The organism is Halobacillus sp. ACCC02827 (assembly GCF_030291935.1).
In the GTDB taxonomy this organism is placed as follows: domain Bacteria; phylum Bacillota; class Bacilli; order Bacillales; family Halobacillaceae; genus Halobacillus.
In genome coordinates this window covers 1,475,461-1,497,541 of the sequence record NZ_CP128168.1, presented here as the reverse complement: position 1 = coordinate 1,497,541, position 22,081 = coordinate 1,475,461, and the positions used below count along the sequence as shown (strand labels likewise).

The window sequence follows — 22,081 nt, the reverse complement described above, 5'->3', positions numbered from 1 at the left end:
CCTCGTTTACAGCTGTTACAGAATAAAATGGTCGATCCATTTAACAAGGTCGACGATTTCCGGTTTGGACACTTGCGCATCAGCACCGACCATTTCTCCCTTATGCCGCAGATCATCGGTGATCAAGGAAGAGAAGATGATCACCGGCAGCTTGCTCATTGCTTCATTTTCTTTAATCAGTTTTGTCAGATGATGCCCGTCCATACGGGGCATCTCAATGTCTGTAATGATCAATTGATATTCCTCTTCCAGCACTTTACCTTCTTCTGCCAATCCTGCCAAATGATCGTATGCTTCTTTGCCGTCTTCAAAGCTGAACGTCTGCTCATATCCTGCTTCCCCGAGTGTCTCCTGAACCATTGCCCGGAGCATGGCTGAATCCTCTGCCAGCAGAATTCGTTTCGTCGACCGATCCCGGTCTCCAAGTTCCCTAAGCTGCCCTTTGTGAATGCTGGACTCCGGGTTAATGTCAGCGACGACCTTCTCAAAATCAAGCAGAAGCATCATTCCCTCTTCCATCTTGATCACACCTGTGACCTGCGTCTCCAGCCCTTGATACATACGATCAGGCTTTTCGATATCACTCCATGAAATGCGGTGGATCTGGGTAACGGTATGTACGTGGAAAACAATTTTTGTCTGATTAAATTCCGTAAGAATGAATTTATCCCGTTCCGGATTTTCCGAGGCAGGGAAACCCAGGGCGTGTGCCACATCCACCACCGGCACGACCTCTCCACGAATTTCTATAATTCCCTCCACCGACTTATGGGAATGAGGGATTTTCGTAATAGGATGCGGGTTTAATATCTCCTTGACTTTGATGACGTTGATCCCGAAGCGGTTGCCCCCGATACCGAATTCTACAATCTCCAATTCGTTGGTGCCGCTCTCCAATAGGATTCCCTGTTCTTTGTTCACATTTCATCGCCCTTCCTGTATCGGATCTATGCCTTATATCGACATTCTTCCTGGAAGGTTTAGAAAAGAAGTCCTACTTACAAAAAAAGCCCCAGAATTCAGGCTCAATGACATGTATTCATGCAAGCAAATATACTTATTCTCCCACGTAAATGACAAAGAGTCCGTCGTCACAGAAAACATCCTAAGCTGCTTTTTTGTGGCGACGGCTGAGTTTCTTCCAGCTCCGCTTTCCTGCCTGAAAGAGGATATAACATAAACCGAAGCTGCTTATGCCAAGCAGGGAAATCGACCAGAAAAAGTCAGGCAGCATCGACGTGTTTCCGCTCATCGCATAACGATCAATCAGTTGAAGAAAGACGAGCACTGTCAGACTGCTGCCCAGGTAGCTTGCAAAAGTCTTCCAGTTATGAAGGATGATCCACTCCATTACGGGTTTCATCACCCACATGACGGCCGCCATCAACAGAAATACAAGTGTGAATTGGACGTGGTGGGGTTCAAGGCCGAATATCCCCAATAGATCAGGGTCCAACATCCGGATTGCTCCATCCAGAATAGAGGGGTCCAGCCATTCGGACAAATTCATGTACGTTCATCTCCTTGTTCTCATTACTACCATTATGAACAAGGAAAGATTTCCTTAAACGTCCAGCATGCCCTGTGCTTTCATCCATTTCAATGCTTCTCTTCTGCTGAGCGGGCGGAGCGGGTGACTTTCTACAAACAGAAGGACGGCTTCCGGTGCTGTCTTGCTGTATTCCCGCAGCGCCCATCCGATTGCTTTCTCGATAAAAAATTCCCGCTCCTCTTTCAACTCATGGATGACGTGATATAACAGGTCCCGATCCGTCTTTTCCTTGTATCTCAACTGATGCAGGAGGCTCGAGCGGCGCAGCCACATCGTTTCCGACCGGCTCCATTCCTCCGTAACAGGACGGAGAAAATCGGGGTAACGAAGGAAGAAAGCACCACACAATTTCGACGCGATCGGATCGACCGTATCCCACCAGGGTTTCGTCTCCAGCAGTTGTTTATACCCGTCGATGGCGGACGGGAGCGTTTTCTTCGTGCCGCGCTCCAGTAGTTCAATAGCCGCATAATGACATTCCCTTTCTTCCATATCGAACAGGAGTTTCGCAGCCTCCATCCTCTCCGCTTCCTCTATGTTCCGGTATTCTTTCCATATCGGCCGGCATAGAAGCCGGCGATCCGGTGCTTTTATCCCAAAAAAAGAAAAATGGTGTTTCATATAAGCTTCCATGGGCCTCTTGTTTTTCTCGTTCTTGTTTGAAGCAAGCGCCTCGTGAACAGCTGCGGCCAATACCTTCGCCCTATTCATCAACTTTCTTTCCCCAAAAAAGAAGCTAGAAGCTCTGCAGACTGTTTCGCTTCTTCATACCCTTGAACATAGAGCTGGTGCAGACGTTCTCTGTTCTTTTCCACACGCCCGACCTTAAGCGGCTCTTTCGGCCGGATAATGAAGACCGATCCTTCCTCTTCCATCTCCTTCAAAAGCTTAAGCTGCTGATTGTATTTGATATGGCGTTCGATCATAGCTCTTGCGAACAAGGGAAACTGCTTGTACTTCCGATTCATATACCAGGCGCCTTTCATCTTTCCTTTGATATACCCATCGTTCCTGGTCAGGACGACGACGTGCTTCTTATTGCCGTCCTCCATCGAGCGGTCCAGGGGAATCGGGTCCGCTATGCCGCCATCCATCAACTGCCTGCCATCGTAAGCTATGCTTGGAGCGATCATGGGTAGAGAGCTTGAAGCACGTATCAACTGAAGCAGACTGCTCCTATCAGGATACTTATCATAAAACACCGGAGCCCCGGACTCCATATCCGTCGTACCGATCACAAAAGTCGTATCCTGTTTAAGAAACGCATCGTAATCGAAAGGAACCAATTGGTTTGGAAGTGTATCGAATATGAAATCCATTCCAAACAATTGACGTTTTGTGAACATCCGTTTGTAAGATATGTATTCCGGATGACTCCCGTATTCGACGATTACTTCATAGTTCCTCCCCCGCTGTCCCGCGACGTAAGAACTGCCGTTACAGGCTCCTGCAGAAGCACCGACGACGTAAGGGAATTGGATGTTTTCATCCAGGAAGTAGTCCAACACCCCCGCTGTATAAGCGCCGCGCATGCCGCCGCCTTCCAGCACCAGTCCCGTATTTTCCATTGAAATCACCTTCTGATTTGTTTTAAGATATTCTTATTATCATTCTGCCACAAATGATTCCGGAAAGTAAAAAGAAGCGCCCGCAGAATCGGACGCTTCTCTCATGTACTGTTATCAATTGACATACGTTTTCTTTTCCAGTCTTTTGGCATGCTTTTCATCTATTTTGTTCTCGATTTCTTCGAGGGCGTCTTCGTCCTTCAGAAGCTGCTGTTTGTTACGATCTACAAGATCTTCAAAGGAAATTCGGTTTGGTCTCATAGCTGTTCTCCTTTCCATTTCTTCCTTAGCAGTATACCAAATGTCTGAAGGCTGCACCATTAAATTGTTTGAACATTTTGTTAATTATGTGTTACAAGGAGAGAAACGATGAAACATAGGATCAATACGAAAGTAACAGAAATCGAAATATCCGGAATACGACGGTTCTTTAATATGGTCAGTGGCTACAAAGATGTTGTTTCTCTGACAATCGGGCAGCCTGATTTCCCGACACCGGCAAACATCAAAGCAGCCGGGATTAAAGCCATCGAAGAAGACCGGACCAGCTACACGCACAACGCAGGCATTCTCCCATTAAGAGAAGCGATCAGCAGACATGTACAGACGAATTACCGACTCAATTATGCACCGGAAGATGAGATTATTGTCACCGTAGGAGCTTCCGAGGCCCTCGATGTGACACTTCGGACAATCCTTGAACCAGGCGATGAAGTAATCCTTCCGGGACCTGTCTATCCCGGCTATGAACCGCTTGTGCACCTGGCAGGCGGACAGGTAGTCACCGTCGATACAAGGAAAAGCAACTTTAAACTCACACGGGCCGAAATAGAACGGGCGTGGACGGATAAGACGAAGGCCGTCATTCTTCCTTACCCATCCAATCCTACCGGCGTTTCGATGACAGAGCCGGAATTGGAAGATATTGCGGACTTTCTTGCCGGTAAAAATGTCTTCTTGATTGCTGATGAGATATACAGTGAACTTGTGTACGAACGGCCGCACGTCTCCATCGCCTCGTATGCCGAACTGAGAGATAAGGTCATCGTCATCAACGGTGTTTCGAAGTCCCATAGTATGACAGGATGGCGGATCGGATACTTACTTGCCCCGCGCTGGCTGGCTTCCCATATTCTCAAGGTGCACCAATACAATGTCTCCTGTCCGACATCGATCAGCCAGTACGCAGCTTTAGAGGCGCTGACAAACGGAAAGCAGGACGCCGAACAAATGAGGGATGCCTATAGGAAACGGAGGGATTATGTGACCGAAAGGCTGCGCCAAATGGGTCTGTCCTTCGCTGAACCGGAAGGCGCCTTCTATATTTTCGTGGAATTTCCACTTGAAGGAAGAACGACGTTCGATCGAGCTGTCCAGCTGGTAGAGGAAGCCAAACTCGCTCTCGTACCCGGTGATGCCTTTTCCGCTTCCGGCCAAGGGTTTATGCGGCTTTCCTACGCCTACCATATGGATACGCTGAAAGAAGGACTCGACCGGCTCGAGAAGTTTCTCCAAAAAAATTGAAACAGCAAAAAGCCCGTGGACTGGATCCATGGGCTTTTCCAGAAGATCAAAAAACTTAAAAAGGTAATTCATTTTTTCGAAGCCCGTTCGCTAGGAAAAGTACTTCTTCCATAAGCTAAAAAAGCATATAGACGGGATCCATATGCTTTATTTCGGACGTTTATCACTTTGTATCTCATTCAGTAAGGTGTCTAATTCCTGGCTTAATTTCACGGATTCTTTACTTGAGAGTCCTTTTTCCATGGCTACTTTGGTCATTTCTTTCCGGAGTATCTCCACTCTCGTTATGCGAGGATCCTTATCGGTCATCTGCATTCCGACTACCTCCTGACTTGTTCTATCCATTTCATTGCACTCTTCCTTCTAAAAAGAAAGAATGTGTGTTCGTATGCAACGTGGCACGGGAAGAATTATCTCAATTTTCATTCACTTTGTAAATACGAATGCAAAAAGTTCCTAAAATTCGACAAATATTCCCTTCCATTATACCCTCTACGAGCTGCCGGTATTGTTACATCTGTATTAAATTAAGCTTCCCTTCCCTTTCATTTCTTATCCTCTATGGTAAAATATATGTGATAAAGCGTTCATCGAGAAAGGAAGATCAGATTGTCCGAGCAATCGAAAAAAGAATGGCTGGAGTGGCTGAAAGCCATTGCCGTTGCCATCACGCTGGCTTTTATCCTTAGAACGTTCTTCTTTGCAACTTCCATCGTGGAAGGTGCCAGCATGGACCCGACACTTCAAAACGGTGAACGAGTCATGTTCAATAAAATTGTGTATTATATAGACGAGCCGCAGCGTGGCGATATCGTCATCATCGAACGTCCTGTGAAGAGCTATGTGAAACGGATTATTGGAAAACCGGGTGACACGGTTGAAATTAAAGAACACGAACTGTATGTAAACGGCGAAAAACAAACACAGGACTATTTGACGGACGAGGCAGCTACGGCGACCCGTGACTTTGGTCCCGTTGATGTACCGGAAGGCGAATATTTCGTTATGGGTGACAACCGTTCGATCAGTAAAGACAGCAGAAACGGTCTCGGCTTTATTGATGAAGAAGAGATCATCGGCCGGACAGAACTGGTCATTTACCCATTCCAGGAATGGGGACTCACGAAGTAAAACCCTCCGTGAGCGAAGACACCAATAAAAAAAGAAAGGCCCGGACGGCATAGAGCCTCCGGGCCTTTCTTTTTTATGGAATCCATTTTTCCGGCAGCCGATGTATGGAGTCGATCAACTGGTCCAGCTTCCCTTCTACTCTATGCAGCAAGTAGAACGTTACTGCCACCGGAAAACCGACATCCGCCATCAGCGACAACCACGTTTCCATATCCGCCATCCCCTTAATAGAAAGGGGGTCCCTCAAGGAACCCCTGCTCTTTTAGATTTCAATATCCACCACATTCCGCTCGACGATGCGGGCTTCTTTCTTACCAATCAGAATACCTCCGCTTGAATAGAAGCAGTTCTGGTTGATAATTTCGTCCATAGCGGCATTAACAGCCGCTGGATCGGCCGGCTCGACCGGATCATCCAGCGTAAGCGTTACGACCTTGTCCTCTTCATTGAGAAACTTCAATTCCAGTGTTTTCATCTACTCTCTCCTCCTGTGTTTTAAACATCGATTAATACCGTCTGATCCGTACGCTCCACTTGGAACATCAATCGATTCTGAAGAGGAGCAAGCGCCTGGGATACAAGATACAGCTGCTCATCTGTCGCGGTCAGTTTAATGTTGTTAAACGATTTACGGGCAACGATCACATTCCCTTCCGGATCTCTCCCTGCTTCAAAAGACAACTGCAGCCTTGTGTCAAGTTTGTGGGCTTCCACTGCCATGCTGATCACCTCCTTTCACTTCTATAATCGAAGAAGGATAAAAAGGAGGTGTCGTCTTTCAAAAAAAATGCCGGATCTTTTATAAAAGACCCGGCACCTCTGTTTTTAAGAAGGGTTACCCTCTATCAAACATGCACATCCCTATTAACGAGATCAATATAACCAAACAGACAACAAACATGACCATTTCCATTTAGTCCAACCCCTCTCTACCTGTTTATTTTAACAAATTTTGAAAGCACATGCCTTTTATTTTCTGAAATTTCCCTATCCTTATTCAAGTCTTCCACGCGAGGGCTTTTCCGTTTAATTTTCTTCTAGATGAGGTATGATGATAGAAGGATTCTCCTATATACATAACGGAACTAGTAAAGTGGATGAGGTGTTTTATGACGACTATTATTTACCGCTTCTTTTTATTCTGGTATGCCTGCGGGCTGATCCTCGTAACGTTTGACATCCTTCCGCCCTGGCTGGAATGGGCAAACAGTGTCTTTCTGATTACGGCAGGGGTCGTCGGCGGGATCTATTTCTGTAAGATGTATGGTACATACAAAGGGCTGCTGTACAGCATTATTATCGTTGTGGTCAGTATATACGTGGAGCACCTCGGCGTGGAGCAGGACTTCCTCTTCGGTTCTTACACGTATAATGATAATTTCGGATTAAAAATCGCCGATACGCCGATCACGATCGGTTTCGCCTGGCTTCTTGTTATGGGCTGTTCGCACGAAATGGCCCGTGGCATTACATCCGCGTGGAAAGGACCTTTTAAGAACATCAGCTTTCTGATCATTGGTTCACTCGTTACCGTAACGATGGACTTAATTCTTGATCCTGTTAATTACAAAATCAAGGAATACTGGTTGTGGGATGAGCCTGGGCTTTATTACGATATCCCAGCTTCCAATTTTGTCGGATGGTTTGTCCTGTCTGCTGTGTTCCACTTGATTTTCTTATTATGGAGCCCTAAACCACTGGAGGATACCGGTATGTGGCCTAAACGGATGAGCTATGTGTTCTTAATGATCGTCTTCATGTTCCTTGTCGTCGCACTGACAGGCGGACTGTTTTTTGCGATTACACTTGTTACAATCCTGACGGTTATATGGTATGTCTTATATAAATGGAGGGACGGCGATGTTCAGGGAAGCACGTAAGCACACCCTCATCGAGTGGGGGTTTACACGATTCAACCGATGGTTCCTAAAAAAACACTTTGAATCCATCCGTGTCGCCAGCCCTCCTGAAGTTGCGAGCCGTAACGTGCTGTTCCTCATCAATCACAGTTCATGGTGGGACCCATTGATCATCTTCCACCTGAACGAACGGCTCGTTCAATCGGATGCCTATGGAATGATGGGCGAGGAAGGAATCCGCCGGTTCCCCTTCTTCCGCAGCATCGGCGCTTTCTCTGTCGACAAGACCGATCGCAGACACTTGTTGGAATCATTGAAATACAGCATCCGCCTCCTTGAACGGCAGCGGACCGTCTGGATTTTCCCGCAAGGTGAGGAGCAGCATCAGGAGAAAAGACCGCTCGAATTCTTTTCCGGCATCTCCTATATTGCTGAGAAGACCCCGGATGTGAAAGTTGTTCCCGTCTCGATCTATTACAGCCTCGAGCATACACGGAAACCGAACGCATACATAGAAATAGGAAATCCCTTACCGGAGAACGAATACCTCCCCCTGAATAGAAAGCAAATGACGAATTATTTCGAGAAGTGCGCGACAGACCAGCTCGATCGTCTGCGGGAGAAAGTACGAACGGAAGACCATCGGACATTCCGTAATTTATAATCAAGGTGGTGAATGATACATGATGACGCTATGGACAGTTCTGCTGTTCTTCACTGTCTTCTTAAACCTATGGACCATGCTTAACAGCCTGTCGCTCTATCCTTTGGAAAAAAGACAGGGAGACGCTTCCCGGCACTCTGTCTCCCTTCTTGTGCCGCTGCGTAACGAAGCGGCCAATGTCAAGGGGCTGACAGAGTCTTTGAAGCGTCTGACATATGACAACTTGGAGGTGATCCTGCTCGACGATCACTCGGATGATGATACCTATGACCTGCTCGTCTCCTGTACAGGAAACGACACCCGTTTCCGGATCATCCAAGGAAACGACCTGCCGGAAGGATGGAACGGCAAAGTCCACGCCTGCCATCAGTTGTCTGAACAGGCATCAGGGGACTACTTGTTGTTCCTGGATGCCGATGCAAGGGTCGCTCCTGATGTCATCGAACGGACCATGGCAACGATGGAAAAGCACGGCGCTGCCATGGTGAGCGGCTTTCCGCGGTATCCGAACTTCCATTTCTTAAGTCATATGCTCGTGCCGCTTCAGCATATGATCGTTCTTCTTCATCTCCCATTATTTGTAGCCAATCGGACAACAAAGCCGATGTTCACCGCGGCATGCGGCATCTTCCTTATGGTGGAGAAGCAAGCGTACCAAGCAATCGGCGGCCACCGATCCGTCAAAGGCTCGCTGGTGGAAGATGTCCATATCGCACGACAGATCAAAAAGCACGGGTATCGAATGATACTCGTCAACATTACCGGATCGGTCCTGTCCTATATGTACGATTCTTCCGCAGAAACGTGGGCTGGTTTTAAGAAGAACATCTTTACAGGAATCGGGCGCTCGACCGTCATGGCCGTCGGTCTTTCCGTCTTTTATACGGCCGTTTTTCTTCTGCCGGCGTTTCTCGCTGTAACCGTCCTCTTCGGTGCTCCTGTCTATTACCTGCTCCCTTACTTATTGACGGTCGCTTTCAAGATGTACACCGATGTAAAGACCGGCCACCCGCTGTGGCTTTCGTTCTGTCTGCCAGTCGCCATCGTGCTGTTAATCGCTATTCTCTTTGCTTCGATGGCGGTTCATAAACGGGGCGAATCTTATCAATGGAAAGGAAGATCCTACTTATGAAAGTCAGCATTATAGGTGGCGGACTCGGAGGTTTGTCCGCTGCCGTAACGTTAGCCAAGCACGGGGCGGACGTCACGCTTTTTGAAAAAAACAGCCATTTCGGTGGAAAGATGATGCCGGTGGATGAAGAAGGGTACCACTTCGATTTCGGTCCGAACACCATAACCATGCCGGAAGTTTTTCGGGACGTCATTAAACAGGGTGGACTGGATCCGGACCTCGAACTTCCGTTTATCCACGTCGTCCACCACACGAGAAATGACTTCCCTGATGGTTCTACGTTCGACTTCTCCACCGATCAAGCGTATATGAAGCAGCAGTTGGGGCGGCTGGATCCTTTCGGCATGAAGAACTATGATTCCTTTCTCCAGGAAATCGAACGGCTGTATCAGCTGTCCCGAAAACATTTTCTCCACCGTACATTTTCCGGGTGGAAGGATTATCTATCCCCTGCCCTTGCTTTGAATACGGCAAAAGTACGGCCGCTTGAGTCCATGGACCACTTTTTCCAAAAATATTTCCGAAATCCTGCCGTTATCCAATCGTTAAACCGTTATTCCACGTATATTGGGTCCGATCCTTACCGTGCCCCTGCGACATTCGCTATGATTGCTCATCTGGAGTGGAACGACGGTGTGTACTACGTGAGGGGCGGCAATACGAAGATCGCCGAAGCTTTCGTAAAGGCAGCAGAAAACGTCGGAGTGACTCTCTACAGCGGCACCGAGGTGAAGAAGATCCATACGAAAAACAAGCGCGTGCAAGGCGTGGAAACAGCAGATGGTTACTATGAAGCAGACCACGTCATTGTAAACGGTGACCTGCTCAAATCTGTTCCCGAGCTGCTTTCAGACTCGGAACGCCCTTCCCTCTCCAACCGACGGATCAGTCGTTTTGATCCTTCTATATCGGCCTTTGTTATTATGGCAGGGTTGGATACCGAATTGGACCGGCTTCACCATCATCACCTCTTCTTTTCCAAGAATTATAAAGAAGAGTTCCAGACTCTGAAATCCGGAAAGTACCCAGAAGATCCGACTATCTATATATCCACTTCCTCCAAAACAGATCCCGGCATTTCCAGGCAAGGAGACAACTGCTTCCTTCTCGTCAATGCCCCTGCAATCAGAGCAGGAGGAAACAAGCATTATGATAAAGAGGCCTACAAAGAAAAGATTTACGACAAGCTGGAGCATTATCAGATTCCGATCCGCAAGCATGCCGCGTTCGAGATGGTCATGGACCCTGCCGATATCGAGAACCAGTTCGGCGCACATAGAGGGTCGCTGTACGGCCCCTCTTCCAACACCCGGGCACAGGCGTTCATGCGTCCATTCAACAAGTCACAGGATATCGAAAGCCTGTGGTTCTGCGGTGGCAGCACGCATCCGGGCGGCGGATCTCCGATGGTTGTCTTAAGCGGACAGAACGTTGCCAATAAGATCATTGGAAGGATTGTTGAAATGGAATAACAAAAGAAGGCCCACCCTGTTATGAGATAGAACAGGGTGGGCCTTCTTTTATCGATCGATTGTCTGTACTTTATTCCGCTGTTCTATAACCTTCGCATGTCCGGATCGCTGGAAGTATTCATCGATCACAGCCAGTTCATCGTAGGGGACCTTGACGTCACCAATGATTTGATAGCCGCCGAATCCAATTCCGGTCAAAAGAACGACATCTCCCGGCTTCGCTAAATCAAGCGCTTTGTGGATTCCGTCTTCTCTATGCAGCATCGGATGAATAGTCGGGGCGTCAGGCTGCCGGAAGCCGGCCAGCACGTCATCGATAATGCTTCGACGATCCACATGCCCGGGCTGATCTACACTCACGACAATTTCATCCGCCCGTCCCTCCACTACACTTGCCATGAGTGGACGCTTCTTCGGATCACGCAATCCAATTCCCGTGATCATCACGATTAACCGGCGGTAAGGCAGTCCTTCTACCGCACCAAGTACTTTTTCAAGCGCATCCGGTGTATGAGCGTAGTCGGTAACAATTTGATAAGGTGCTTCCCGATCTACCAATTGAAAACGTCCTTCGGGGCGTTTAATCTTATCCACTCCTGTAAGTATTCTCTTCAAAGGGAATCCGAGCAGCAAGCAAGCGCCGATCGCGGCCATCAGGTTGGAGACATTATAAAGTCCATAAACCGGTGCCATTATTTCGTGCGTCTCGCCGAATGCACGGAGTCGGAATGACGTCCCTTGAAGATGGGGCTGGACATCCTCCGCCCGCAAGTCCGCTTCGTCGTTCATTCCATAAGTCAATCGTTTACCGCTGAATTCCCGGAGCAAGTCCCCGGACATACCCGGGTCATCCACATTGATGACCGCAGTTTCCGCCTGCTTAAACAGCTTGATTTTGGCTGTTTTATAAGCTTCCATCGTCTTATGGAATTCCAGATGCTCCGGAGTCAGATTGGTATGGACCGCTACATCGAAAAGAATGGTATCCAAGCGTTTCTGCTCCATCGCAATGGACGTCGATTCAATGACAGCTGCCTGCATGTCCCTCTCACGGAAATAACGGAGTACGCGCTGAATATCAGGCGCTTCCGGGGTCGTCGGTACCGTCTGTTTAAACGTTGTTTTCTGCTGATCGTCCCAAATGCCGGCCGTACCGATGGATCCTGTTCGACATTCCAGGTGATTAAGAAGGGAATAGATGAAAGCCGACACCGTCGTCTTTCCATTCGTACCGGTAACGCCGATCGTATGCAGAGACCGAGCGGGATTTCCACATACGGCAGCCGCCATCCAGGCGAGCGCCTCTCTGCTGTCTTCGACGATAACAAAACTATGATAAGGATAGTCATGCACGTATGTATGGATTTCCCCTGCATCCGTACCGATGATCGTCCGTGCTCCATTACTGATTGCCTGCTTTATATATCGATGACCGTCCAAATGTTCACCCGCGATACAGACGAATGCGTCTCCGTCTTTTACTTCTCGGGAATCATAGACGACGTCTACAATCCTCTGCTCCACAGGACCTATAAATGTTCCTGTCAGGATGTCATCCAGTCGGAAAATATTCTTATTCATGGTATCACCCTTTAGTATCAATCTATGCTTTACTAAGTGAAAGCATTCAATATCAGATACATACCCGGGTTTATGGAATATGAAACGTATGTACGCGGATTTTGACGAATAAGAAAAAACCGTGAAGGCAGATGCTTCCCGGTTTCTCAAATTAAACGAATGTGGGTGATTTTGGATTTAGGATCCGTCTTCAAGTGCTCTTCACGGGCTTTTTCCTTATGGGAAGCCATGACAGCTACCTGTTTGACAACTCCTGATTTCAACTGGTGATAAACCAAATATTTCTCCGTCACGGGAAACCTCCTAAGACATTGTAGTCAAGAAGAAGTATTCCATTTTGACCGGATAATTATACATAGTCAGTCATCCCGCGTGCTTCTCTGATAGACAACCACCGTCATAAATACAGCAGCTAATGCCCATAAGGCAAGCAGGGAGACACTCTGCCATGAACCATCTGCCGCTCCGGCCTTTTCCATCAGAAAATTAGGGAAGTACTGAAGGAAGCCGAGAAATTCATATTTATCCATCCATGCCTGGAACATCGAGCCCATTCCAAAGATCAGCAGGACGGGCACAATGAAAACAGACGCCTCCATTAATGAACGGGACAACAGCCCGATCACCGTTCCGAAAGCAATATAAAAGAGAAACAGCAATAGGAAAGCCGTCATCCACATTCCATCAAAAGTAAGACCTTTGCCTAAGATTCGCAGCGACAATAAAAGAAGCAGAAATGTCATCGACGCGGTAAGCAGGCTCTTCCCTACAAGGATCTCCGTCGTAGAGGCTGGGGACAACATCAAACCACGCAGGGTATTCTTCTCCTTCTCTTCTGCAATCATGGCGGACTGAAGAAACGTTCCGACAGCTGCAAAAGTAAGGTTGATAATCATATAATAAACCATATCCTGGACTCCTTCTGCCGTACGCATAAGAAAAGCCAAAAGGACGGGGATCAGCAAAGACGATAAAACATAAAGATTTTTAGATAAGTCCTTGAAATCTTTCTCGAATATTGCGTAAATTCTTCGCACACTTCCTGTCATACTAAATGCCTCCCCGTTACTGTCATAAATACGTCTCCAAGACTCGGTTCTTTTGTATGGATGCTTGCAACCTGTTCGGTATGCATATAGTGAAACACTTCTTTGGCGCTGTCCTTCGTATGATCCAGCTGGATTTGAGTCCCATTGGTTAACTCCAGGACAAGCGTCGAGTCAGAGTACTTCCGGCGGAGCACATCCGGCCTGCCTATTTCTTTGACTCTTCCATCACTAAGAAATGCGACGCGGTCACACAGGCTCTCAGCCTCTTCCATATCGTGCGTCGTCAGAAAAATCGTAGCACCATTGTCCCTCAACGTACGGAGACCTTCATGAATATGACGGGTATTCAGAGGATCAAGCGCTCCAGTCGGCTCATCCAAGAAAAGCAGTTTCGGTTCATGAAGGATTGCTCTCGCAAGCAGAATGCGCTGCTTCATCCCCTTGGACAGCCCGGCCACTGTCTCCTTATCTGTACCGGTCAGTCCGACGATGGAAAGCACCTCATCCACCCGTTTTAAAGGAATGTCATACAGCTTACAATACAGTTTCAAATTCTCCCATACGGACAAACGCTCATATAAACTGCTGTTGTCTGTCATGATTCCAATATTCCTTAAATGCTGCGGTTCTTTAATTTTAATGGAATCTATTCCAAAAACGCGGGCTGAGCCTTGATCAGGAACCATCTGACCTGTCAGGATTTTAATGGTGGTCGTTTTCCCTGATCCACTCGGACCCAGAAACCCGAATATCTCCCCTTTACTTACTTGAACATCCAATTCATTCAACGCCGTTTTTTGTTTGAATGACTTAACGACTTTCTCCATTGTTATCACTATCGTTTTCCCCTTCCTCTTTTCGTGATCTGATTACATCGTAATAGAAACGGAGGTCGCCTTCCTCCTTATTCACACGAAAAGAGCATAAAAGAGGTTGAATGGAGCTATTTGATCCCTAAATGAGTCTTTAAATCCGCCATTTTATTCTTGGACAGAGGAATCTGCCGTTTCTCTTTGCGATCCAGAGTCAGACTGTAGCTGTTTTTCGACCATGTGATGATCTCCCTTACCCGCTGCAGGTTAACGAGGTACGAGCGGTGACAGCGGAAGAAACCGACATGCTTTAACCGCTCTTCCAACTCTGCCATCGTAAAGCCGCATGGAAAATGCTCTCCATGACAATAGAGGACGGATGTCCCCTGGTCACTTTCAAAATAATCGATTTCCGCCGGGTCGAACAGCAGCCATTTGTCCTCACACTTGGCCGGAATTTTATCGATCCTTATGACCGTGTCCGTATCTTGGCCCTCCTCCTCTTCTCCTTTCTCTGAGGGGAGCAGGGACAAGCCCTTTTCATCCAAATGATACGCCGTGTCACTTAATAAAACCGCCGGTTCCATGTGCTCCGTTAATACAAGTACCGTTTTCCCATCGTTTTGGAGCTGTATCAGCAGCTCTCTGATCCATACTTTCGTTTCCATATCGACGTTCTGATCCGGTTCCTCCAACAGAAAAATTTCCGGATTTTGAATGAGGAGCTTTGCCATACCTAAACGACGCCGGTGCGATAAGGAGAGTCGCTCCACCTGCACTCGCTCATGCTTCGCCAATTTGACCGTATTTAAAATATCTTGTATGGAATGAGCTGATCCATAAATCCTTTTGTAGAATCGGAGGTGATCTTTCACATTAAGCCTCTCATAATACCCTTCATCAAGAAATAATATCCCCAGTTCTTCTGGTGCAGGGGGGCGCTTTTTATGTATAGACTTCCCGAATAATTTGACATCTCCGCTTGCTTGATCCTGTTGCCCGATGAGCAGCGCCTGAAGCTCCCTGCGCCTTTCCAGACTCGTATAAACGCCTATCCTCGCCCCTTTATCGATCGAAAAGCTCAACGAAGGAAGGATGACATGATCGCCGGATCGTCTTTCCACCTTTATGAATTGTACTGCCTCCATGTCTTTCCTCCTGACCCATTTTTCAACTATTATAAAACATGTTTACGAAAACGTATAGGAACGAAAAAAAGAGATCACTGCATTTCTGCAATGATCTCTTTCTTTTCCTGATCTGAAACGAAGTTGCGTTTGCCGAACACTTGATAGTTATTCCTGCGGACAGTCGGAAGGATGGCACGGTACATTTTGGCAGCACCCCCGACAGGCATCCGGGAGTAGACAGGATACTCAGGGAGCGTAGCAAGTGCACGCTCATAATATTCCTCGGCATCCGCGGCCAATTCTTCCCACATCGCTATGAACGATTCGTTGATCTTCCCGCTCCGGAGATCGATCATCGTATAGCCGTGCTTTTCCATTGTCTCTTTAGGTAAGTAGAGGCGTCCGATTTCCATATCTTCGCCGATATCCCTAAGTATGTTCGTGATCTGCATGGCATAACCGAGCTCGATCGCTCCCGTCCTTAATGCAGCGACACGTCCAGGTGCGATTACCGGCAGCAGCATCAGCCCTACAGTACTTGCGACATGATAACAGTAATGGAGAAGGTCCTCTTTCGTTTCTATGGGTTCGGGATACAGATCCATCCGCTGTCCCCGGATCATTTCGTAATAAGGCTCGGGGTCGATGGTGAAATTCCGAAAGACGTCGTCGAGCGCCAGCCAGGCCGGATCATTCAGCTCGAGCTTTCCTTCCATGAAATTATCGAATTCCAAGGCAAATGCTTCAAGCTCAGCTTTCGGATTCGCCCCCTCATCAACGATATCATCCACGCGCCGGCAAAAAGCGTAGATGGCCCAAACCGCTTGTTTTTGCTGTTTCGGCAGCAGGGCGAAAGCTTTGGAGAAGGTCTTGGAATGTTTTTCAATTACTTTGCGACAATGATGGTATGCTTGGTTCAAATCCGTCATCAATTAAACACCTCGCTTGTAATTATGCCTTGCTTTCCCCTCAAATTGCAAATAATCAGCCAATATCTTCGCTCCCTGCATGACAATCGGCACCCCTCCTCCCGGATGGATAGAAGCACCGACGGCATACAGGTGGTCGATTTGATACGGTTGCAGCTGCGGACGAAAGACACCCGATTGGAAGAGCGTAGGGGCAATTCCGAAGCTTCCTCCCGCATAAAGCCCCTCCTGCTCTGCCTGTGCCGGAGTACGGACATGGAGCCATTCGATATGCTCCCGCAGATCAGGAAAGCCCCTTTCTTCCATTTGATCGAGCACATGCTCGATCAGCCGGTCTTTTCCGCTCCAGTCGACCTCTTCTCCAGAGGGGACCGGAATCAATGTATAAAGGACTCCCTTGCCTGCCGGGGCAAGCGAGTCATCGACCAAGGAGGGATGGAAGGTGTAGAACGAAGGATCATCCGGAAGCATTTTGTCCTGAAACACCTGCCTCATGTGCCGGTCGAAATCCCCTGTCATAAAGAACTGGTGAATAGAGTGGTTGGGATAATTCCGATCGAGTCCCATGTAGAGTAATAAACAACCGGAAGAAGGCGTGTATTTACGGTTCAGCCGGTACCGCTCTGGAAGCATTCGATCCATAATCGGAAAATCTCCGTTCATGACAAGCTCATCATAGTAGGCCCGGCCTTCCTTCGTAGCTATGCCCTTCGCCGTTCCACCTTCCACGAGCACTTCTTCCACTGCCGTACCTGTCCGGATCACCACTCCGCGTTTCTGCAGTTCCGCTTGGATGATGTCAACCAGTCGGGCATAACCGCCTTTCATGTACCATATACCGTGTTCATGTTCACTGTATGAAACGAGGGAATACATTGCCGGAGACTGCTCCGGGTGACCGCCGATATAAAGCGTCTGCAGCGTATATGCCTCGATGAGACGTTCATCATCAAAGTAGCTGCGCATCATTTTCTTTACATTCTGATAGGCTTTCAATTTCATGAGCGTTTTTAAGTTCTTCCTTGAGAAGAACGTTCGCTTCTCTACGAAAGATTTCTCAAGAAACTGGGATTTCCCCTGAAGGAACCTTGTTCTCATATCCGCAAGAAACCGGTCGAAGTGCTTCTCATTACCAGGGAACTTCGCTCGCAGCTCTTCTTTCTGTCTCTCCGGATCGGAGAATTTCACGAAACTCTTGCCGTCCTCAAAATGTACGTCATAAAGCGGGCTGCACGGGATGATCGGTATATCCTCCCTCGGAATCCCACCCTCTTCCAATATATCAAGAAGCATATCAGGGAGAAGAATAATCGTCGGACCTTGATCGATCTTGAACTCTCCATGACGTTCATACGTCAACCGGCCGCCGAGATGGTCATTCTTCTCGAAAATAGTCACTTCCCTGTTCTCTTCGCGGGATAAAAGCAGTGCTGTCACAAGCCCGCCGATACCTCCACCGATAATCGCAGTCTTTGTCATGAAGGCTGCACCTCCGCTTCCCTGATCCAACCGGTTGTAATACGGGCGGATTCTAATATCGTCGGCAGACCGCTTCCTGGATGGGTACCGCCTCCTACAAGCCAACAGTGGTCCAGTTCCTGAAATCGATTGTGAGGGCGGAAATACATCATTTGTGAGAGCTGATGCCCCATGCTGAACGTCGCTCCCTGATGCACATAATGATCCGTCTGCCATTGCTTCGGTGTCAGCACTTTCTCGACAACCACATGCTCCCGAATATCGTGAAATCCTGTTTTCTTCTCTATCTCGTCATAGACGAGTTCTTTAAAAGCTTCCTGTTTGCCGTCCCAGTCAATATCCGAATAATTATTCGGGACCGGTGCCAGAATATAGACGGCTGAATGGCCATCGGGTGCAAGGGTCGGATCCGTAACGCTCGCATTATGGATATAGATGGAAGGCTCATCAGACAACACAAGATCCTTCGTCATCTCCTCTACGTTCTTTTTATAATCATCGGCAAAAAGAATCGTATGATGAGGCATATCGTATTTCTTATCCAGGCCGACATAAATCATGAATGTCGAGCAGGAGAATTTTTTCCGGTCCAATTTGTCTCTGGAATGCTTTTTCAGTGCCCCGTCATCCACAAGGTTGGACATCGCTTCGGCGAAATCCGCATTTATGATGTACTCATCCGCAATCACCGAATCCCCGTTTTCAAGCTCAAGTCCTGTGATTCGTTTGCCGTCTACCGCAATCCTTTTCACTCCACTGTTTAAATGGATCCTGCCGCCGTGTTCTTCCGTCACCTTCGCCATAGCCTTCGTCAATTGATTGACCCCTCCGATCGGATGAAACACTCCCCATTCATGTTCCATATAGGAAAGGATAGAGAAAGCACCTGGACATTCCCAAGGTGACATCCCCAGATATTTCGCCTGGAATGTAAAAGCGATTTTCAGCTTTTCATCTGTAAAGTATTCGGACAACACATCATAGACCGATTTCCCAAGCGATAATTTAGGGAGTGCTTTCAAGGCGCGTCTGCTCGCATAGTCCATCAGACGATGGTGACGTGTCTGTAGAAGAGGCATCAATGCCTGCATCTTTTCACCCGTGTCCTCCATGAAGCGCTCGTATCCTCTCTCATTTCCTGGGAAATAATCACGGATGACAGCGAGCATTTTCTCCCGGTCTCTATACATAGGAACACGCTTACCGTCAAACTGGAGTTCATACATAGGTGAAAGCTCCCGCAGATCCATATAGTCATGGACATTCCGCCCTGACATTTCAAAGATTTCTTCCATGATCTGCGGCATGCTCAAGAACGTCGGCCCGATATCGAATGTATAATCCCCAAGTTGGAAATGCCCGTTCCGCCCTCCTACATAAGCCTGCTTCTCATATACATCGACTTCGTATCCTTGGGACGCAAGGATCATGGCGGATGCAAGGCCACCCGGGCCGGCACCGATCACTGCAATTTTTCTCATAACTTCCACCTTCTCTATCTGTCTTTTAAGTGTACAAGTATTATACAAAAGTTGTACAAAGATATCTAATGAATATGCTTTACCAATATGTTGTAGCTTTTATGTAAAAATAACTATATCCATCATGTACCCTTATTTGATCAGATATAACCCAGGCAGGCGATTACGTTATTATTTCTGTATAAAGAAAGCTATTCCTGCACATGCGGGATAAAATCCTCTATAAAGGAAAGAATACGGCCAAGGAGGTCGATTGCATGTATGCCAATCAAAGAATTTCAAGTCCGTATTTCCCTTCCCATTCCACCCACCACCCTCCCCACAACCAATTCAGCAACGAACGACTGAACCATTGGTGTGAAGAAGTGGATCGGTGTGAACATTACGAAGAACAGCGAAAAAATGAACAACATCATAAAAGCAAAATCGCTAAACTGGCAGCTCCGACTTTCACTATTTGATAAAAATGGGTGAATGACTATACACCACCGCCTCCATCTGCATAGGCTACGAATGTAGAAACAGGAGGTGAGCTTATGTACGGAGGCTATTACGGAGGAAGAGGCTGTGGCAACCCATGCTACAGACCACGTGGTTATGGCAATAACTTTGCCTTAATCGTCGTATTGTTCATTCTATTGGTTATCGTCGGAGCAGCATTCTATTGCTAATAAACGGGTAACAAAACGTACCGGCAACCTCGGTCGTTGCAAAACAAAAGCACACAGCGAAAGCTGTGTGCTTTTTATTATCATCCTATAATAACGCGTTCTTTCGGATAGTGGTACTTCCCTTTCGGCTTATCCTCTTTCTTGAACGAGAACAGGAAAGTAAGCAGGCCGATTCTTCCGAGGAACATGAGAAGCATGAGTATACATTTCCCGAACCAGGAAAGACCAGGCGTAATACCGAGGGATAACCCTACCGTACCGAAAGCGGATGTCACTTCAAAGATCAATTCATTCAGACTGAACGGTTCTGTAATGGAAAGAACAAGGACAGCGGTAAAGCAGACGAACAAAGCGACGATCGTTACGACGACGGCCTTGTTCAAATCTTCCGGATGGATTTCGCGACGGAAGATGCGGATGTTATCGCCGCCACGTGCAAAGGTGAGAACGAAAATGACGACCAGCGCGAACGTCGTTGTCCTTATACCGCCTCCTACGCTGCTCGGTGAAGCTCCGATAAACATGAGAGAGGACATGAACAGCTGTGTTTGCTCCGTAAATTGATTGATATCAAGCGTCGCCAGTCCTCCACTACGTGTCGTTACCGATTGGAACAAGGAATAAAAAAGAATCTCGTGCCACGATTTGTCGACAAAGAAGTTTTTGAATTCCAGGAGGAAAATCATGATGGTACCGAATACGACCAATGCCAGGAACGTAAATGTTGTTAATTTTGCAAACAGAGAGAAGCTGATGCTTTGCTCGTCCGTATTATGGAGCAGGTATTGCTTCACTTCAATTAACACCGGAAATCCGATAGCTCCGGAAATGATCAGAATCATATGGATGAATTGAACGAAATAATCGTCTTTATATGGTACAAGGGACTGTCCTGTAATATCAAAACCGCCGTTCGTCATGGCGCTGATTGTTCCGAAGAAACCTTGAAGATACGCTTCCCCAGCATCGTAATACTGCAGATAATACGTACCCAGGATAAGGAAACCGATCAATTCGATGATGAGCACCACAAGGACGATCTGCTTGACGAGCCGGACCATTCCCTGGAACGAAGTCTGGTTCTGGTCCGTCATAATAAGCCGGCGTTCTTTCATCCCTATTTTCTTACCGAGCATCAGCCAGACAAGTGTTCCAAGCGTCATGACACCGATCCCACCGAACTGCAGCACAAGAGCGATGATGAAGTACCCGGTCGTACTGAACGTGTCGGCAATCGGAACAGTCGTAAGGCCTGTAACGCTGACGGCACTGACAGCAGTGAACAATATATCGATAAAGCTGATCGTAACCCCTTCATTGTGAGCGACCGGCAAAGATATCAATATGGATGAAATGGTGACGGCTAATAAGTAGTATAGTGCGATTAGTTGAAATGGCGATAAATCATTCAGCCACAGCAGGCTTTTTCTCCTCACCCACATAGTAAATCTCCTTTAATGTTTCATTTTCTGATTCCTCTTGTGAATCACCATGTCATAGTATAGCAGGATGTTAGATAAATTTCTCCCATCTTTTTAAATCCATTGATTCTAAAGACCTGCCGGCTCTTACTAAAAAAAGCGACGAACGGGCCGGAACCCATTGTCGCCATCGTTATGCTTTCGTTTTCTGCCCGCGCTGTTTAAACGCTTCAAGGAGCGCTTCTCCCTGATATCCCTCGTCAACGAGCTGTTTCAACACCTGCTCGACTTGTTCCAGTCGGCGGTCGATAATCGTACCCATGAAGATGACATTCATAGAATCCCCGATTTTATTAATATCAATCGGCTTTACCATGAAAGCAGCTGGCGTATTGGTCTGCTTTGTTATTTTCGCCTGGATGATGATTTCTTCTTGTCGCTCGTACATGTCTTCAAAGAATTCCTGATAGCTGTGGTCCACATAAGCTTCAATGACCCAGCGCCCGTGATCATCTTCTCGGTTTATGATTAAACCGTCCTGCAGCTTGATCCGTCTCTGTGTAATGTCATCATTCTTCTCTTCCACGATATCTAAAGAAATCAATTTAAAGGTTTTCACGAGAACA

At 47.4% G+C, this 22,081-nt stretch carries 27 protein-coding genes; 8 read left to right on the top strand and 19 right to left on the bottom strand.

Annotated features, from left to right (window positions below; genetic code table 11):
• Positions 1-15 precede the first annotated feature (15 nt).
• The 5 genes from QRD89_RS08035 to QRD89_RS08015 all read right to left on the bottom strand — a co-directional run bounded on the left by QRD89_RS08035 (position 16) and on the right by QRD89_RS08015 (position 3,381).
• Complete coding sequence (locus QRD89_RS08035) at positions 16-921, bottom strand: chemotaxis protein (RefSeq protein WP_062513292.1); 906 nt, start codon at positions 919-921, stop codon at positions 16-18.
• 184 nt (positions 922-1,105) lie between these two features.
• Positions 1,106-1,510: a hypothetical protein gene (locus QRD89_RS08030; RefSeq protein WP_062513290.1), complete on the bottom strand. Its 405-nt coding sequence runs from the start codon at positions 1,508-1,510 to the stop codon at positions 1,106-1,108.
• 54 nt (positions 1,511-1,564) lie between these two features.
• The gene (locus tag QRD89_RS08025) at positions 1,565-2,263 is read right to left on the bottom strand and encodes a DNA alkylation repair protein (protein ID WP_062513288.1); all 699 of its coding nucleotides are present in this window, start codon (positions 2,261-2,263) and stop codon (positions 1,565-1,567) included.
• Complete coding sequence (locus tag QRD89_RS08020) at positions 2,263-3,120, bottom strand: patatin-like phospholipase family protein (protein ID WP_286096705.1); 858 nt, start codon at positions 3,118-3,120, stop codon at positions 2,263-2,265. The genes QRD89_RS08025 and QRD89_RS08020 overlap by 1 nt, the downstream gene beginning before the upstream one ends.
• A gap of 114 nt (positions 3,121-3,234) precedes the next feature.
• Complete coding sequence (locus QRD89_RS08015; RefSeq protein WP_008639884.1) at positions 3,235-3,381, bottom strand: FbpB family small basic protein; 147 nt, start codon at positions 3,379-3,381, stop codon at positions 3,235-3,237.
• A 108-nt stretch (positions 3,382-3,489) separates the two neighbouring features.
• Between QRD89_RS08015 and QRD89_RS08010 the strand changes: the two genes are divergently transcribed.
• Positions 3,490-4,644, top strand: a complete 1,155-nt coding sequence (locus tag QRD89_RS08010; protein ID WP_286096704.1) for an aminotransferase A — start codon at positions 3,490-3,492, stop codon at positions 4,642-4,644.
• A 147-nt stretch (positions 4,645-4,791) separates the two neighbouring features.
• On the opposite strand, the gene QRD89_RS08005 is transcribed toward QRD89_RS08010, so the two are convergent.
• Entirely contained in the window at positions 4,792-4,959 is a 168-nt protein-coding gene (locus QRD89_RS08005; RefSeq protein WP_008639888.1) for an aspartyl-phosphate phosphatase Spo0E family protein, read from the bottom strand.
• A gap of 294 nt (positions 4,960-5,253) precedes the next feature.
• On the opposite strand from QRD89_RS08005, the gene lepB reads away from it, so the two are divergent.
• The gene (gene lepB / locus QRD89_RS08000) at positions 5,254-5,775 is read left to right on the top strand and encodes a signal peptidase I (protein WP_008639890.1); all 522 of its coding nucleotides are present in this window, start codon (positions 5,254-5,256) and stop codon (positions 5,773-5,775) included.
• A 73-nt stretch (positions 5,776-5,848) separates the two neighbouring features.
• Here lepB and QRD89_RS07995 read toward each other — a convergent pair whose 3' ends face one another.
• Genes QRD89_RS07995 through QRD89_RS07985 form a run of 3 tightly spaced genes read right to left on the bottom strand, consistent with a single transcriptional unit; the run spans position 5,849 to position 6,495 of the window.
• Positions 5,849-5,986, bottom strand: a complete 138-nt coding sequence (locus QRD89_RS07995; RefSeq protein ID WP_008639892.1) for a YvrJ family protein — start codon at positions 5,984-5,986, stop codon at positions 5,849-5,851.
• Positions 5,987-6,037: 51 nt separating this feature from the next.
• A complete protein-coding gene (locus QRD89_RS07990) occupies positions 6,038-6,250 on the bottom strand; it encodes a DUF2922 domain-containing protein (protein WP_008639894.1) in 213 nt (70 codons plus the stop codon).
• 20 nt (positions 6,251-6,270) lie between these two features.
• Positions 6,271-6,495 carry a DUF1659 domain-containing protein gene (locus tag QRD89_RS07985; RefSeq protein WP_026577546.1) on the bottom strand — a complete coding sequence of 75 codons (225 nt, stop codon included), beginning with the start codon at positions 6,493-6,495 and terminating at the stop codon, positions 6,271-6,273.
• Between the two features lie 389 nt (positions 6,496-6,884).
• Here QRD89_RS07985 and QRD89_RS07980 point away from each other — a divergent pair, with 389 nt between their 5' ends.
• From QRD89_RS07980 to QRD89_RS07965, 4 genes are read left to right on the top strand one after another with little or no spacing between them, the layout of a single operon-like run.
• Positions 6,885-7,655: a carotenoid biosynthesis protein gene (locus QRD89_RS07980; protein ID WP_008639898.1), complete on the top strand. Its 771-nt coding sequence runs from the start codon at positions 6,885-6,887 to the stop codon at positions 7,653-7,655.
• The gene (locus tag QRD89_RS07975) at positions 7,636-8,298 is read left to right on the top strand and encodes a lysophospholipid acyltransferase family protein (protein ID WP_286096702.1); all 663 of its coding nucleotides are present in this window, start codon (positions 7,636-7,638) and stop codon (positions 8,296-8,298) included. The genes QRD89_RS07980 and QRD89_RS07975 overlap by 20 nt, the downstream gene beginning before the upstream one ends.
• 19 nt (positions 8,299-8,317) lie before the next feature.
• Entirely contained in the window at positions 8,318-9,430 is a 1,113-nt protein-coding gene (locus QRD89_RS07970) for a glycosyltransferase family 2 protein (RefSeq protein ID WP_026577549.1), read from the top strand.
• Positions 9,427-10,902, top strand: a complete 1,476-nt coding sequence (locus QRD89_RS07965; RefSeq protein WP_286096701.1) for a phytoene desaturase family protein — start codon at positions 9,427-9,429, stop codon at positions 10,900-10,902. Before QRD89_RS07970 ends, QRD89_RS07965 begins: the two co-directional genes overlap by 4 nt.
• Positions 10,903-10,950: 48 nt before the next feature.
• Here QRD89_RS07965 and QRD89_RS07960 read toward each other — a convergent pair whose 3' ends face one another.
• The 8 genes from QRD89_RS07960 to QRD89_RS07925 all read right to left on the bottom strand — a co-directional run bounded on the left by QRD89_RS07960 (position 10,951) and on the right by QRD89_RS07925 (position 19,363).
• Entirely contained in the window at positions 10,951-12,483 is a 1,533-nt protein-coding gene (locus QRD89_RS07960) for a UDP-N-acetylmuramoyl-L-alanyl-D-glutamate--2,6-diaminopimelate ligase (RefSeq protein WP_286096700.1), read from the bottom strand.
• Between the two features lie 146 nt (positions 12,484-12,629).
• The gene (locus tag QRD89_RS07955) at positions 12,630-12,776 is read right to left on the bottom strand and encodes a hypothetical protein (protein ID WP_008639914.1); all 147 of its coding nucleotides are present in this window, start codon (positions 12,774-12,776) and stop codon (positions 12,630-12,632) included.
• Positions 12,777-12,842: 66 nt separating this feature from the next.
• Positions 12,843-13,532, bottom strand: coding sequence for an ABC transporter permease (locus QRD89_RS07950; RefSeq protein WP_286096699.1), 690 nt, complete (start codon positions 13,530-13,532; stop codon positions 12,843-12,845).
• Positions 13,529-14,368 (bottom strand): ABC transporter ATP-binding protein, encoded by an 840-nt coding sequence (locus QRD89_RS07945; RefSeq protein WP_026577552.1) that lies wholly within the window; start codon positions 14,366-14,368, stop codon positions 13,529-13,531. The genes QRD89_RS07950 and QRD89_RS07945 overlap by 4 nt, the downstream gene beginning before the upstream one ends.
• 107 nt (positions 14,369-14,475) lie before the next feature.
• Positions 14,476-15,492, bottom strand: coding sequence for a LytTR family transcriptional regulator DNA-binding domain-containing protein (locus QRD89_RS07940; RefSeq protein WP_286096698.1), 1,017 nt, complete (start codon positions 15,490-15,492; stop codon positions 14,476-14,478).
• A 74-nt stretch (positions 15,493-15,566) separates the two neighbouring features.
• Positions 15,567-16,403 carry a phytoene/squalene synthase family protein gene (locus QRD89_RS07935; protein WP_286096697.1) on the bottom strand — a complete coding sequence of 279 codons (837 nt, stop codon included), beginning with the start codon at positions 16,401-16,403 and terminating at the stop codon, positions 15,567-15,569.
• Positions 16,404-16,406: 3 nt separating this feature from the next.
• Positions 16,407-17,882 carry a phytoene desaturase family protein gene (locus QRD89_RS07930; protein WP_286096696.1) on the bottom strand — a complete coding sequence of 492 codons (1,476 nt, stop codon included), beginning with the start codon at positions 17,880-17,882 and terminating at the stop codon, positions 16,407-16,409.
• Entirely contained in the window at positions 17,879-19,363 is a 1,485-nt protein-coding gene (locus QRD89_RS07925) for a phytoene desaturase family protein (protein WP_026577555.1), read from the bottom strand. Before QRD89_RS07925 ends, QRD89_RS07930 begins: the two co-directional genes overlap by 4 nt.
• 257 nt (positions 19,364-19,620) lie before the next feature.
• Here QRD89_RS07925 and QRD89_RS07920 point away from each other — a divergent pair, with 257 nt between their 5' ends.
• Together QRD89_RS07920 and QRD89_RS07915 are read left to right on the top strand one after the other, a co-directional pair.
• On the top strand, positions 19,621-19,824 hold the full coding sequence (locus QRD89_RS07920) for a hypothetical protein (protein ID WP_008639930.1): 204 nt from the start codon (positions 19,621-19,623) through the stop codon (positions 19,822-19,824).
• Between the two features lie 75 nt (positions 19,825-19,899).
• The gene (locus QRD89_RS07915) at positions 19,900-20,034 is read left to right on the top strand and encodes a YjcZ family sporulation protein (protein WP_008639932.1); all 135 of its coding nucleotides are present in this window, start codon (positions 19,900-19,902) and stop codon (positions 20,032-20,034) included.
• An 80-nt stretch (positions 20,035-20,114) separates the two neighbouring features.
• Here QRD89_RS07915 and QRD89_RS07910 read toward each other — a convergent pair whose 3' ends face one another.
• Positions 20,115-21,476, bottom strand: coding sequence for a TrkH family potassium uptake protein (locus tag QRD89_RS07910; protein WP_008639934.1), 1,362 nt, complete (start codon positions 21,474-21,476; stop codon positions 20,115-20,117).
• A gap of 172 nt (positions 21,477-21,648) precedes the next feature.
• Positions 21,649-22,074, bottom strand: a complete 426-nt coding sequence (locus tag QRD89_RS07905; protein ID WP_008639936.1) for a YwpF-like family protein — start codon at positions 22,072-22,074, stop codon at positions 21,649-21,651.
• Positions 22,075-22,081: the final 7 nt, after the last annotated feature.